Genomic DNA, 14607 nt, shown 5'->3' with positions numbered 1-14607 from the left:
TTCATTGCTATACCTCTTTTTCAATAAGTTGGATAAAAAGTCGTTTAAATTGGTTAAAGTTTTGTGTTTTTAACAGTTTTGTTTGCATTTCTAAATCGTCAATCAATTTGACAATAGCTTTTGTCATCATTGATAAAGTCGGGTTTTGATAAATAGATGGTGAAATCATAAAGATAAAGTGAATTTTTGGATAATTGTGATCCCAAAATAATCCATCGGGAATAATTGCAATACCAATTTTAGACAATTTTCCCACAGGCATTGCTGGATGTGGTACTACGATAGTTGGGCTAAAGAAAATATCACCTAATAGCATACGATTTTCCATTTGTGCTATCATCTTTTGCTTATAATTGTTATCTTCATTTAGTACTAAAAGATCAAGCAAACCATCTAAAACTTGTTCTTTACTTTGGGTACCACTGCATTGGTAGAAATAATCAGCGGATAGTTCATCTACCATTTGTTCAACATTACTAAGATGATCTAAAGTATTTGATGATGCAAATGTTGATATTGGCTCTGTATGTGCCGAGATAAGCATAATTGGTGACGATAAATGACGACGAATTTTTTGTATATCATCTTCTGTAAAAAATACAGAGACGTGAAAAACAGGGACTTTAAATACTTTTGATGATAGATCAACTGACGAGATAATAAAATCAACCTTATCCAATACTTTGGGTTCAATTTCATAATAGCCTTGCGTTGCAACGATTTTGATTCTTTCATTAAACTCGCATTCAACGCGATTTTTTAGTAGTTGAGCACTACCCTGCCCAGTTGCACAAATAATTAACACTTTAGCCTTTTGTTCATTTTTTAACTTTTCTATCGAAGCTAAAAAGTGCAAAGTCAAATAACCCCATTCATCATCAGGAATCGTAAATTTTTTAAGTTCAGGAAGCTGGTTAAGGTATTTTTTAACTAACTCAAACAATTCTGGAGAGTTTGTTTTAATTTCATCAAGCAATGGGTTTTTCAATTTTATATGCTGTTCTAAGCGGACAATCATCGGTTTTAGGTGCTGAATAATTCCATTTTTCAATTGCTCATCGTTTAAAAATAAATATCCAGTTTCTTGCTGTATTCTAAATAATAAATTAGTCAAAGATAAATACAGCTCGGAGTTAAAATCATTCTGAATAAAATTTGATTTACTAATCAAATGCAATGTTAAATACATTTGTTCTTCTTTGGGAAAACAAAAACCAATCACTTTTTCTACTTTATTGATGATTTTTTTAGCGACTTGATATTCCAATTTCTTTTTAGTAGATTGTGGCATATCAAGATTTTGAATAGAAAGCCCTAACTGTAACCGTTTGATACTTAATGATAAATGCAAGACGATATTTTGTATCATTACATCAGATAATTTTATTTTTGCCTCACGACACTCATCTAAAATAATAATGGTTAACGTATCTAAGCCAATTACATCATTGAACTTGTTTAAATAAGTTAGATGCTGCAGAAAATTAATCGATTCTTCATGAAAAAAATAGCTCAAAATAAAATGTCGTTTTGCTTTTTCCTCACCTTCAACATAAAACAGAGATTGACTTTTTTTAATAGTAAGCCCATAAGGTTGGAGTTGGTGTTTGATTTCTAAAATATCTTTATTTAGTTGAGAAGAACTAATAAATAATTGTTCAGCTAATGCTTCTATATCGATTTTTTGGCCTTCTAATAATAATAAATTAAGAATATGGTGCTTTCTCTGACATACTTCTCGACAATTTGCTTGTTCTACATTGCGATCTAATAAATGATGCTCAATTAAAAATAAATTGAAAGCTGTTCTATCTTTAATTTGTAATTTGTAACCATAACCTTGTTTACTAATAATAGATCCACCGTGACTTTCAATTAACGATTTCAAATCATTAAGATAAGTGCGAACAGTACGATCTGATAATGCTAACTCATTCGCTAGTAATGCACTGCTTTTGAATAGATCTTTAGAACGAACCAATAAACTAATAAGGTCACGCTGTTTATTTTTAATCACTATCATCCATACCTGTGTCAACTAAAACCATATTATTAATAATATAGTGAATACTTTTAACTATTACATAACATAAGTACACCACACACCAACGTAAGATAGTAAGGCGCTGCTATTTTAATAATCTATTCACAACGCCAAATCATATCGCTAAAGCCGATATATATTGATTTAAATTAGTTTATATTCTCCTCTACTAACTTAGCCAATTGTTCAATGCCTGATTGAACGGGTATATAAGCCTGAAAAGGAATACTCACAACAGGCTTACCGACTTCTTCCCCCAATTTTTTAAATTTATCAAGCATCATCATAGTTTGCGGGCTAATTAAAAAGAGTGAAAAATCACTATTTTGAATCATATTTCCGCCTTCGGTTGCCGAGACTGCATCAACCAAAATTGTTTTATCTTTGCTAGCAAAATATTCTGTTACTTTTTTAGCCATTAATGATGATGACATACCTGCCGCACAAATGATTAATGCTTTTTTCATAAATTCCCCTAAAAATAGTTATGCTTTATAAGACTTCGCCATTAGACTCAATCACTCTTTTAAACCATGCGAATGAGGCTTTGCGGCTACGTTTTAGTGAACCGTTACCTTTGTTATCTTTATCAACATAGATAAATCCATAACGTTTTTCCATTTCACCTGTCCCTGCTGAAACAAGATCAATACATCCCCAAGGAGTATATCCCATCAAATCAACACCATCTTCTTCAACAGCAAGTTTCATTTGTTTAATATGTTCACGCAGATAATCAATACGGTAAGCATCGTGCACGCTACCATCAGCTTCGACTTTATCGTAGGCGCCAAAACCATTTTCAACTATGAAAAGCGGTAAACGATACATATCAGTTAACCAATTAAGTGTATAACGAAGTCCCTCAGGATCGATTTGCCAACCCCAATCTGATTTTTTAACATATTGATTGCCGATCAGATCGGTTTTTTCGTTATATTCATAGCTTTCATTATTTTCTTTCTTCCTAATTGCATTAGACATGTAATAGCTAAAGCCAATGTAATCAACTGTTCCATTTTTCAAGATCTCAAGATCTTGATTGGTGATATCAAGTTTAAAATCTTTACGTTGCCAATAATTTTTAATATGGTTTGGATACTCTCCATGGACATGAACATCACCAAAAAAATATTTACGCTCCATCGCCTTTTGTGCCATTAGAATATCACCTGGTTTACAAGTCTCTGGATAGATAGGGATCATCGCCAACATACAGCCTATTTTAAAATCAGGATTAATAGCATGACCAATTTGTACCGCTTTAGCACTAGCAACTAATTCATAATGTGCAGCTTGATACATAATCTGCTCGCGATCGTCGCTTTGTTTATAGAAAATACCTGAGTTAGTAAACGGTGCAAAATCTTCATTAAAGTTAGCTTGATTATTGATTTCGTTAAAAGTCATCCAATATTTGACTTTATTCTTATAACGTTCAAAACATACCTCGGCAAAACGGACAAAAAAATTAATTAATTTACGGTTACGGAATCCTCCATACTCAGTAACAAGGTAATAAGGTAATTCAAAATGAGAAAGTGTAACAACTGGCTCAATATTGTATTTTAAGCATTCATCAAAAAGATCATCATAAAATTTTAACCCATCTTCATTTGGTGCAAGTTCATCACCTTTTGGAAAGATACGAGTCCAAGCAATAGAAGTACGAAAACATTTAAAACCCATTTCAGCAAATAACTTAATATCATCTTTATAATAATGATAAAAATCAATAGCTTCATGATTAGGATAATATTCACCTTCAATAACACCTTCAGTAATTTTACGATAACTTTTTGGTGAACCAACAGTCATCACATCAGCGACACTTATTCCTTTTCCACCAACTTGCCAAGCACCTTCTAATTGATGAGCAGCAACAGCACCACCCCACAAAAAATCTTTTGGTAAACCTCTATTTTTCATAATTAAGTACCTGTGTTTATTGATAATTCAAATTTAGTATAAAAGGAAAAAAATAGAATTACTAACCAACTTTTTCCGTATTGATCAGGAAAAATATAAGTATATTTGGGTAGGAAAGGTGATTAATGAAATGTGCAGTTTTTTGTGATATTTACCGAAATGTGATAAATATCACAAAAATGAATAATAAACTTTAAATATTTGAAGTTAACTTTTAAATAAATTCTTCAAACCCATCAGTATATTTTGATGGCACAAACTCGATAATCTCATATTGAGCAATGTGATGAATATAAAACGGATCTTTTTGTAATATTGCTAGCGCTTGCTCTTTATTCTCAGCACGACAAATAATCACACCACCTGTACGAGGGACTTTTGGACCTGATGCAATAAAATGTCCCGTTCGGTAATAGTCCTCAAGATAATCAATATGCTGTGACAAATATTTTTCTACTTCAGTAATGGGTTTCACATAAGTAAGTGTACAAATATACATATATATATCTCCTAAATAAATATACAAAAAATAAATTTTTCAAAATATTAAGCTGTGTTGCTCAACTTAAACCATTTAAATATCTATTTAGCTACCCATTTACCATCTTCACCTTTGTGATAAACCTTTTCGACAGCAGCCCAAGCTACTTTAAAAGCAATCGTTTCTGGTGCACTGTTATCACGCCGTTTATGCGGATCTTGATATTCCTTAATTGCACTATTAAATGCTTCTTTAAAAATATCTTGCGCATGTTCAGGCAAGACATGGCGTACTGAATCAGGTAAATCTTCACGTGTTTTATATGGCATATCACATCCCCTCATAAATTAATCTTAGATGACTGAAAATTTAAAATGGTAATGGTAAAATAGCACATTCATCGAATATATTATCGTCTATAAAATAATATAATTACTAGGGCGTGGATCGGCTACACTAATTAGTACCAGTTTTCAATGCGATAAATAAATATTCTTAAGTCTTTTGTTTACAACATCGAAAAGAGGGAAATAAAATTAAAAAATCAGGCATATTTATGCCTGATGAATAACTAAAATCAAGTAAGATCTTTAATCATCACTATAACCCAAACTCCGCAACGCTCGTTCATCATCAGCCCAGCCTGCTTTGACTTTTACCCAAAGCTCTAGATGGACTTTATTGTCGAAAAATGATTGCATGTCTTTGCGCGCTTCAATACCAATTTTTTTGATTTTTTCACCTTTGTTGCCGATGACCATTTTCTTTTGTCCATCGCGTTCAACTAAGATTAGTCCGTTAATGCGGTACATTCCATTACGTTCGTCAACTTTAAATTGTTCAATTTCAACCGTTACTGAATAAGGTAATTCGTCACCTAAAAAACGCATAAGTTTTTCACGGATAATTTCTGATGCCATAAAGCGTTGCGAGCGGTCGGTAATGTAATCTTCAGGGAAATGGTGTTCACCTTCTGGTAAGTGTTTTTTGACGATATCTTTTATAATATCTACACCTTCTCCTTTTTCAGCGCTAATTGGCACAACATCAAGGAAGTTAATTTTTTGGCTTATCGCTTGAATATGCGGTAATAATTGTGTTTTGTCGGTGACGTTGTCAATTTTATTAATCACTAACAGAACTGGGCTTTTGCAATCTTTGAGTTTGTTGGCGACCATTTCGTCGTCGTCATTCCAATGTGTGCCTTCAACCACAAAAATAACGAGTTCAACATCCCCTATTGAGCTGCTTGCAGCACGATTCATTAAGCGGTTTATGGCTCTTTTTTCTTCAATATGAAGTCCGGGAGTATCGATATAGATAATTTGGTCATTATCCTGCGTGTCAATACCCACAATTCGGTGACGGGTCGTTTGCGCTTTGCGTGATGTAATCGAAATTTTTTGACCAAGCAATTGGTTTAGTAGCGTTGATTTACCTACATTTGGTCGCCCGACAATGGCGACAAATCCACAATGTTGTGTTGTTTCTGTCATTTTATACCTAATTGGTTGAGTGCTTCTTGTGCGGCAGCTTGTTCTGCTTTTCGGCGACTTAAGCCACGACCTAAATATTCATGGCTATCATTGTCAATTTTGCATTGAATTAAGAATTCTTGTTCGTGGTTATCGCCAGTTACTTCAAGAATTAAATAACATGGGCGCGGACGATGAATTCCTTGTAAGTATTCTTGTAATCTTGTTTTGGCATCTTTTTGTTTAATACCAGGTTGAATTTGGGTCAAGCGGCTTTGATACCATGATAAGATAAGTGAACGAACTGTGTCTAGGTTGCTATCTAGATAAATGGCACCGATTATGGCTTCTACAGCATCAGAAATAATCGATTCGCGACGAAAACCACCACTTTTGAGTTCACCCTGTCCTAAAATAAGGTGATCGCCCAATTTAAAATCCTTACCAATTTCGGCAAGTGTTTGCCCGCAAACAAGTGTTGCGCGCATTTGGCTTAGATCGCCTTCATCTTGTTTGGAAAAACGGTGATAAAGTTCATCGGCTATGACAAGACTTAAAATAGAATCCCCTAAAAACTCTAAACGCTCGTTATGCAATTTATTAGCACTTCGATGAGTAAGGGCTAATTCAAGTAGGGATGTATCTTGAAACATATAGCCGATTGATTGTTGAATTTGACTAAATTTTTTCATAATTATAGCTATTAGTGTATACCGCCAATACGACTAAAGCGGATTCCTGTTGGCCATTCGTTTGGTTGTTTTTCAAAGCTGATCCAAATCGCAGTTGCTTTACCCACAAAATTACCTTCGGGTACAAAGCCAAAGTATCGACTGTCACCGCTGTTGTCACGGTTGTCACCCATCATAAAGTAATGACCTTGTGGTACAACCCAAGTGGCTATCGGTTGTCCATCCTGATGATAAAAATAGCTAGGATTTTCTTGTGAACCTTGAGTGGTTAGAATATCATGCGGTGTGTCACCAAGAGTTTCTTGTTGAATATTCATATTTAATGTCATGATAGACTGAGAATCAACAATACCTTTATCCGCATATTGTTCTAGCGTGTAAAAATTAGGGTTTGATTTGAACTGTTCATGCACCTCTTTCCAGTTACTTGGCCTTGGTTCGCTGTAATGCAAATTGAGCGGCTGTGATTGTTGCCCTTCGCAATTTGCATCTGTTGCTTGGCAAGCAGGATAGATTAAGATTTGCTTTTCTTTTACTAAATAGACGATTTTGTCACCTGGCAAGCCGACAACCCGCTTTATAAGATCCATTTGAGGCACATTTGGGTGTTTAAATACGGCAACATCACCACGTTTTGGTTGTCCTGTCGGAATAATGACGGTGTTAGTAATAGGATCACGCACACCATAAGAAAATTTTTCAACCGCAATAAAGTCGCCAATTAGTAATGTTTGCATCATTGATCCTGATGGAATTTGAAACGGTTCATAGATGAATGAACGAATAACAAACACGACAAACAATACCGGAAAAAACGATGCCAAATTTTCAACCCAACCTTTGGGTTTACCAACTTCAGCCAGTATCTTTCCATCAACTTCGCCATTGCTTTGAGTGCGGATTTCTTCAACTTTACGTTGTCTTGCTGGTTTCCATTTGAATTTTTCTAAAAACCAAAAGATACCAGTAATGAGTGTTGCTAGTGTTAATATGATGGCAAATGTTCCAGCCATTTTTTTCCCTCTTTAAATAAATCTTTTTATTGATTTGTTTTTAATTGGTTAATCTTTTCCTACATGCAAAATGGCTAAAAAGGCTTCTTGCGGTAATTCCACATTACCTATTTGTTTCATGCGCTTTTTACCTTCTTTTTGCTTCTGTAAAAGTTTCTTTTTACGACTCACATCGCCACCATAACATTTGGCTAATACATTTTTGCGTAGTTGTTTGACCGTTGATCTTGCTATGACATGATTACCGATAGCCGCTTGTATGGCAATATCAAATAGTTGACGAGGAATAAGATCTTTCATTTTTTCAACTAATTCTCGTCCACGATATGGTGCATTGTCTTTGTGGGTAATTAAGGCTAATGCGTCAACTCGTTCACCATTAATTAATACATCTAACCTTACCATGTCGGCAGCTTGGAATCGTTTAAAACTGTAATCTAATGATGCATACCCACGCGAAGTCGATTTTAGTTTGTCAAAAAAGTCTAATACAACTTCGGTCATTGGGATTTCGTACGTTAAAGAAACTTGATTGCCATGATAAACCATATTGGTTTGCACACCACGTTTTTCAACACAAAGTGTGATGACGTTGCCTAAATAAGTTTGCGGAACTAATATGTTACATTCTGCTATTGGTTCGCGTAATTCTTGAATGTTATTTACTGCTGGTAACTTGGCAGGGCTATCAACGTAGATAATGTCATTTGATGTAGTTAGTACTTCATAAACAACCGTCGGTGCAGTGGTTATCAAATCAAGGTTGTATTCACGCTCTAAGCGTTCTTGAATGATTTCCATATGCAATAAGCCAAGGAAACCACAACGGAATCCAAATCCTAAAGCTCCAGAATTTTCTGGCTCATAAAACAACGAGGCATCATTTAGACTTAATTTGCCAAGGGCATCACGAAAAGCTTCGTAATCGTCAGAACTGGTTGGGAATAATCCAGCATAAACTTGTGGTTTGACCTTTTTGAAACCAGGTAATGGATTTTGCGCAGGTGCTTTTGCTAAAGTTAAGGTGTCGCCCACCGGCGCACCTAGTATATCTTTGATCGCACAAACAACCCAACCCACTTCACCACAATGCAGGCATTGTTTGTCAATTTGCTTAGGGGTAAAAATACCAAGTCGATCAACGTTATAAGTCATACCTGTGCTCATTACTTTGATCTTATCACCTTTGTTTAATTCGCCATTTTTAATGCGAATTAATGAAACTACACCTAAATAATTATCAAACCATGAATCGATAATAAGTGCTTGCAATGGTGCTGTCGAGTCACCTTCTGGTGGTGGAATATCGCTGACCAATTGCTCAAGTACATCAATAACACCAACGCCAGTTTTTGCCGAGCAACGCACTGCATTGCTAGCATCAATACCTACAATATCTTCGATTTCGGCTGCAACGCGCTCTGGTTCAGCCGCAGGTAAGTCAATTTTGTTTAGAACAGGGACAACTTCAAGATCCATATCTAACGCAGTGTAGCAGTTTGCCAGTGTTTGAGCTTCAACACCTTGCCCCGCATCCACAACTAATAACGCCCCTTCACAAGCAGCTAGCGAGCGTGACACTTCATAAGAAAAATCAACATGACCTGGTGTGTCAATAAAATTGAGCTGGTATGTTTCGCCATTTTTAGCATGATAATCAAGGGTTACACTTTGTGCTTTGATTGTGATGCCACGCTCACGCTCAAGATCCATTGAATCAAGTACTTGAGCTTCCATTTCACGATCTGAAAGCCCACCACAAATTTGTATTATGCGGTCTGAAAGCGTTGATTTACCATGGTCAATATGGGCAATAATTGAAAAATTGCGGATATTTTTATTCATATTAATAAATTATAATTAGTATCTTGGTTATTAACGGTTAACTATCTAAAATGCCTTTTGGTTATGACCAATATTGCTAATAATTACATAGTCAGAAAGTAAAATATTTTACACTTTTATCGCTACCAAGCATAGCGTTATTAAGTAGTTTGCACTTATTTCTGAACAATATTTTGTGCAATACGTTCAATAGTAGTACGAGGTAAATTACCTATGATGATAATGTTTTTGTGACCTAAGTTGGTTGAATAAATAGTCCTTCCACCTTGTTGAATAATTTGATTAGCTTGTTTAGCTTGTTCAGATGAGATATTGACCGTAAACGAAAATACGCCATCCGAAAACAATTTAGTCGCGATGTCAGAACTATAAAAATTCAAATTATAAGCAGCCACTTCTTTAAATCCTTTAGGTAACCAAGCTAGTCGCCATTGGTCAAAAGCATTATTTTGTTTTTCAATCGATAATAAGATTGGGTAAGTTCGACTAGCGATATAATCTAGCTGTTCTTTCTTATCAAAATTTTTATCTAGTTGGATTACTTTTATCTGATTAATGATGTCGCTATTTTGATCTAATAAATCGATCCTAATTGGTAAACTGGTTTCATCATCAACCCAAATTACATAGCTATAACGGTCCTGTTCTTTAGCTATGATTTTAACTAATTTTGCGCTTCGATTAGCTGTTCTTGCTTTGCCTAAAAAAATAAAATCGTAAACCTCTTTAAGGTCATTAAAATTATTATAAACAACATCGGGGTAAGCTTCGATAATTCGTGAGCTAGTGATAGAAAATGATGAACTATTAGGCTGAAAGTAACTGGTTATGCCTTTATGTAAGATGATCTCTTTATCAGGACCTTCCAGATAGCGCAAGTAAGCATTAATATCTTCTTTTACAGGCGCACCTATATGGCTATATTCGAATGTGGTTACATATTGATTTTTATCTTCAGATACGAAGTAAATACGGTAATCTTGCGTTTGTACAGCGTGATTCATTTTGTTTAATAACGCAAAGGCATCCTCTGTATCGTTGGCATAAATCGATACTGAAAAAAATGCAAAAAACAGAGCGAATATTATTTTTCGGCTCTGTTTTATAAAATATTTGATAAAATAATTTGATGATTTCATTTAAAATTAGTGTGCATTTAATCTTTTTTGCAATTCATAATCTTGTACAAGCAATCTAATTTTGTCGTATTGTCGTTTTTCAAGTAATTGCTGATCGTTTTGTTGATGAATGCCACCTACAGGAGCCACACTTACACCAACTGGTACTGTATTTAGTGTAGGGCTTGCACTGGTACTATCTGTTTGTCCTTGATTATATTGTACACCTGCAATAATTCCAAGAGTGACACAAGCTGCAAGCCCAACTTGGCTTACTTTGCCTATAAAGTCCTTAACGTGAATCCAAATTAGGTTTTCAGCTTTTGGTGGCGAGGTTGTGTCAATATTAGGTTGATCAGTTGGTTGATTGTATAAATCTTCAGTTGCTATCGCTTGTGCAATTTGGCTAGAGATATCTAAATTTAGTGAACTACTATGATTTAATGAATTACTGTGTAATTCACCTCGCATTGTATCTCTGATAATATGGTAACGATGCCAGCATGATTGCAAACTTTCATCATTTAATACTTCATCAACAATATGGTCATTTGTAAACTCACCATCCATAAGTAATGAAAGTTGCTCTTTCTGTTCTATTTGCATAGTAAATACCTTAAATTTATGACTACTCTTTATTCATTTGTTTGTAGCCATTAACTGAGTAATGGTTTAATTTTTTCATCAATTGCATCACGAGCTCTAAAAATACGGGATCTCACTGTGCCAACTGGTACATCCATGATTTGAGCAATTTCTTCGTAGCTTAACCCTTCGATTTCGCGCAATGTAATTGCTGTTTTTAAATCATCAGGTAATGCTTCGATCGTTGCAAATACTGTTTTTTTTACTTCGTCTGAAAGCGCTAAATTTTCAGGATTATCAAGATCTCTTAATGAATCTGCACCTTCGTAACTTTCGGCTTCACTAGCATCTATATCTGATGATGGTGGCCGTCGTCCTTGAGACGTTAAGTAGTTTTTTGCTGTATTGACTGCAATTCGATACAGCCATGTGTAAAAAACACTTTCACCTTTAAAAAGACTTAATGATCGATATGCCTTAATAAAAGTCTCTTGCACAACATCAGGAACTTCGGACGCTAATACATAACGAGAAACCAAATGAGCCAGTTTATTTTGATAACGAACAACAAGTAAATTAAATGCGTTTTTGTCTCCATTAAGAACGCGATCTACTAATACTTGGTCTGTTACTTGCTCCCCCATTAAAGGCCTTTCCTTATTTTGTTAATAACTGTCAATCGGCCCAAAGTTGTGCAGACATACAGTTAGATTCTTAAATTAGAAAAAAGTTCCCATTATTTTAATAGAAATTTAATTATTTTACTTATTAATTGTAAACTTTTATTATTTTTATACTAAAACACATAGTTACCTGAAACTTTTTGACATGATTACATTCAAGTAAGATCGTTTGCCGATCTTTTAATTAAGCGGGATAATCTGTCTTTCATCATGCTCATTATAGGTGATTTGATAAAATTGAGGTAGATTAAAATTAACTGAGCTACTGGTAGTAAATGAAAAACGATCGTCAGATAAGATATAAAATTCGTTAATATCTTTAACCATATTATCTATTGAACCGTTGCAATTACGGTATATTTCAACTTGGTTATGTTCATTTAGAATGTAAAGATCAAAACCTGAATCAGTATTTTCAAAAAAGAATTGTATGATCCCGGCATAAGCCACGCTATCAATTTCTTTTGGTAGTTCGTTAGTTTCGTCTAAAATGTTTAGTGGTCTGCCTTGTATTTTGTTATTTGATACAGCGCCATAAAAATCAATCGCACTTTCAAATTGATGGCATGATACCCCTAATCGCTCAAAAAATAGATACCATGAAGCTCCACCGATCCTTAATGGTTTTACTTGCGTTGAGTTATTTTGAGTGGTAGTTAAACGTAAATCGATACATTCATCCATTAACTTTTTCATTTGTTGTTTGATTTCATCACTCTGGTACTCGCTATAACAAAATATTTCTAGCAAATTAGGCAAATCAGCATCTTTATGCATTCGATTTAGTAATTCCTTAATCGCCTGAAGCACTGATAGTGCACCGCTGAAATGGAGAACACGAATTTCGTTCCACGAATTGCGATAAAGAAGATCAATTGATCCCACTAAACTTAGCTCATTTTTACCATAATTAAGTACACTATTGGTCACTTCATCGTCTAATTCAATGTTAGCGGTCGGATCATCTTCTAAATTTAAAATAATAGCTAAGTGACGAATTTCGCATGGTCCATATAGCTGTTCTTCAGTTGCTGCTGGCACATCAATAGGAAAGTAATTTTTTAGATCAACGATCAATTTATTAATTTTCGAATTATTTCTGTTTTCACCATCATGATAATAAAAGTGAGTGCTATCAGCAATTAAGCCGTTAAAATAACACCAACCTACTAGTTTTACTAAGTATTTGCTATATTCAAGATATTGATGGCCAATAATTGAGTGTAACATGGGTTTTTGATTGTAAACGTACCATCCTGCTCGATTGATACGATCTTCTGCAACATGAATAAATGTTAATGCTTCTTCTTGTAAATTATCAGATATATTGAGCTTTAAAGTTGTAATCTTTCCCGGTAATACTTCAAAAGCAGCATAGAGCTTTCGTGTTAATATCGCCAGATCTTGAGGACTAATTAATGAGTCTAAATTATTACGACGACCAAAATTGAGTAAATTTCGATAGCCGGACATCATGGTGTGTAATAAGATTTCGTGTATTTCTCGGACTTGCCCTATTTTCCAAGTTTGACAAGAATCTAATTTTGCAATTTGTTGCTCATCCCATCCCCAACTTTTAACTAGGTCACTTAAAATAGAGCGTCGCCATGACGACGATTGCATTGGGATAGAAAGTTTTTCGTTCACTTTTAAATAAAAGCAATTACGAATTAATTCAAGTCGTTCATAATCATTAATTTCAATGAGGTATTTACTGATTCTGTCCAACAGCATGTAATACGAATCAAGATACATTCCTTTATGAATTTCGCCTTTTTGAATCAGCTCCCTCATTTGATAAGCAACTGGTTTATTTTGTGGGTAAATCCATGAGTACGCTTCTAATAACAGGGTTTTAAGTACCGCTTTAAAAGGTGAATCAATACTTTTATAAAGTTGCCATAAACTTGCGCCAAAATACTCTTGAGCTGATAATCCAGTTAGTGGACCAAAATCAATCCATTGCTCTCGCTCGATTAAATTAAGATCAACCATCGCTTGAACGCACTTTTCATAAGTAGGATAAGTAAGGTTATTTACGGTGAAATTATAAGGTATTGCAAACCACAACAAGTATTTGCCAGCTAATAAATTTGCGGAACGGTAAAACTCCTCAAGTAACAAAATATGCTGTGCAGTTCCGCAATTTTCGCCCATTAGGCATTCATGATGTTTATTAATAAAACGATCAGCATCTACCACAAATAACGTTAATTTGACTTGCAAATTTGCTGCCCAGTCTTCGATCAAACGGCATTTTTGTTGTAAGGCTTCTTTTTGTTGATCTGTTAAATTGTTTTCAATGCATATCCAGATATCAAGATCAGATTGAATTGACTGTCCAATAGAACAGGTACTTCCCATTGTATATAAAGCGGATATGGCTGGGATGTTAATTATTTTATTTTCGTTAGTGGATGGAATAAAATCGAATTCAGTTTTAAGCCGTTTACTTACATCATCAGACAATTGATAGCAAGCAATACCTGAAGGTATATCGCCTTCCATATATCCTGGTAATTTAGGTGTGTGATAATGAAAAAGCGCAGGAAGTAATAAAAATACCTGCTGAAATTCAGGAGACATACCAATGATAGCACGCTCACGTTTCAATTTGGCAAGATCTTCAAGCTCTTTTTTTATGTTATTGATATAATATTGCATGGCTTCAATTAGATAAAACACGCGTATTAATTTAACGCTACTATTAAATCTAGCATGTTATTTGTGTAAGGTAAATAG

General features: G+C 34.6%; 13 protein-coding genes. All 13 read right to left on the bottom strand.

Annotated elements, in window-relative coordinates; all coding sequences use genetic code 11:
* Nucleotides 1–7: 7 nt before the first annotated feature.
* Nucleotides 8–2017: a BglG family transcription antiterminator gene (locus J6569_RS04875; protein WP_296317898.1), complete on the bottom strand. Its 2010-nt coding sequence runs from the start codon at nt 2015–2017 to the stop codon at nt 8–10.
* A 176-nt stretch (nt 2018–2193) separates the two neighbouring features.
* A complete protein-coding gene (locus J6569_RS04870) occupies nt 2194–2511 on the bottom strand; it encodes a PTS cellobiose transporter subunit IIB (protein ID WP_065590867.1) in 318 nt (105 codons plus the stop codon).
* Nucleotides 2512–2536: 25 nt separating this feature from the next.
* Entirely contained in the window at nt 2537–3973 is a 1437-nt protein-coding gene (locus J6569_RS04865; protein WP_296317896.1) for a 6-phospho-beta-glucosidase, read from the bottom strand.
* Between the two features lie 214 nt (nt 3974–4187).
* Complete coding sequence (locus J6569_RS04860; protein WP_085164854.1) at nt 4188–4472, bottom strand: YciI family protein; 285 nt, start codon at nt 4470–4472, stop codon at nt 4188–4190.
* 83 nt (nt 4473–4555) lie between these two features.
* Nucleotides 4556–4783, bottom strand: coding sequence for a ChaB family protein (locus tag J6569_RS04855; RefSeq protein ID WP_065590864.1), 228 nt, complete (start codon nt 4781–4783; stop codon nt 4556–4558).
* A 261-nt stretch (nt 4784–5044) separates the two neighbouring features.
* A complete protein-coding gene (gene era, locus J6569_RS04850; RefSeq protein ID WP_174799066.1) occupies nt 5045–5950 on the bottom strand; it encodes a GTPase Era in 906 nt (301 codons plus the stop codon).
* On the bottom strand, nt 5947–6621 hold the full coding sequence (rnc, locus tag J6569_RS04845; protein ID WP_085164858.1) for a ribonuclease III: 675 nt from the start codon (nt 6619–6621) through the stop codon (nt 5947–5949). The genes era and rnc overlap by 4 nt, the downstream gene beginning before the upstream one ends.
* Nucleotides 6622–6632: 11 nt before the next feature.
* Entirely contained in the window at nt 6633–7634 is a 1002-nt protein-coding gene (lepB, locus tag J6569_RS04840; protein WP_174799064.1) for a signal peptidase I, read from the bottom strand.
* Between the two features lie 48 nt (nt 7635–7682).
* Nucleotides 7683–9479, bottom strand: a complete 1797-nt coding sequence (gene lepA, locus J6569_RS04835; protein WP_296317892.1) for a translation elongation factor 4 — start codon at nt 9477–9479, stop codon at nt 7683–7685.
* A 155-nt stretch (nt 9480–9634) separates the two neighbouring features.
* Nucleotides 9635–10618, bottom strand: a complete 984-nt coding sequence (locus J6569_RS04830; protein WP_296317890.1) for a MucB/RseB C-terminal domain-containing protein — start codon at nt 10616–10618, stop codon at nt 9635–9637.
* Nucleotides 10619–10624: 6 nt separating this feature from the next.
* Nucleotides 10625–11203 (bottom strand): RseA family anti-sigma factor, encoded by a 579-nt coding sequence (locus tag J6569_RS04825; protein WP_174799053.1) that lies wholly within the window; start codon nt 11201–11203, stop codon nt 10625–10627.
* Nucleotides 11204–11253: 50 nt separating this feature from the next.
* Nucleotides 11254–11826: an RNA polymerase sigma factor RpoE gene (rpoE, locus tag J6569_RS04820; RefSeq protein WP_034909980.1), complete on the bottom strand. Its 573-nt coding sequence runs from the start codon at nt 11824–11826 to the stop codon at nt 11254–11256.
* A 219-nt stretch (nt 11827–12045) separates the two neighbouring features.
* A complete protein-coding gene (locus J6569_RS04815; RefSeq protein ID WP_296317887.1) occupies nt 12046–14550 on the bottom strand; it encodes a class I adenylate cyclase in 2505 nt (834 codons plus the stop codon).
* Nucleotides 14551–14607 lie beyond the last annotated feature (57 nt).

It is taken from the genome of Gilliamella sp. (assembly GCF_024104075.1).
Lineage (GTDB): Bacteria > Pseudomonadota > Gammaproteobacteria > Enterobacterales > Orbaceae > Gilliamella > Gilliamella bombi.
Note: the sequence above shows the minus strand (reverse complement) of the source record. Positions and strands in the feature narration are given on the sequence as shown.

Bases quoted from the DNA above. Each gene is read 5' to 3' on its own strand.
- J6569_RS04870 (WP_065590867.1), bottom strand. From the start codon at position 2,511: ATGAAAAAAGCATTAATCATTTGTGCGGCAGGTATGTCATCATCATTA.
- J6569_RS04865 (WP_296317896.1), bottom strand. From the start codon at position 3,973: ATGAAAAATAGAGGTTTACCAAAAGATTTTTTGTGGGGTGGTGCTGTT.
- J6569_RS04860 (WP_085164854.1), bottom strand. From the start codon at position 4,472: ATGTATATTTGTACACTTACTTATGTGAAACCCATTACTGAAGTAGAA.
- J6569_RS04855 (WP_065590864.1), bottom strand. From the start codon at position 4,783: ATGCCATATAAAACACGTGAAGATTTACCTGATTCAGTACGCCATGTC.
- era (WP_174799066.1), bottom strand. From the start codon at position 5,950: ATGACAGAAACAACACAACATTGTGGATTTGTCGCCATTGTCGGGCGA.
- rnc (WP_085164858.1), bottom strand. From the start codon at position 6,621: ATGAAAAAATTTAGTCAAATTCAACAATCAATCGGCTATATGTTTCAA.
- lepB (WP_174799064.1), bottom strand. From the start codon at position 7,634: ATGGCTGGAACATTTGCCATCATATTAACACTAGCAACACTCATTACT.
- lepA (WP_296317892.1), bottom strand. From the start codon at position 9,479: ATGAATAAAAATATCCGCAATTTTTCAATTATTGCCCATATTGACCAT.
- J6569_RS04830 (WP_296317890.1), bottom strand. From the start codon at position 10,618: ATGAAATCATCAAATTATTTTATCAAATATTTTATAAAACAGAGCCGA.
- J6569_RS04825 (WP_174799053.1), bottom strand. From the start codon at position 11,203: ATGCAAATAGAACAGAAAGAGCAACTTTCATTACTTATGGATGGTGAG.
- rpoE (WP_034909980.1), bottom strand. From the start codon at position 11,826: ATGGGGGAGCAAGTAACAGACCAAGTATTAGTAGATCGCGTTCTTAAT.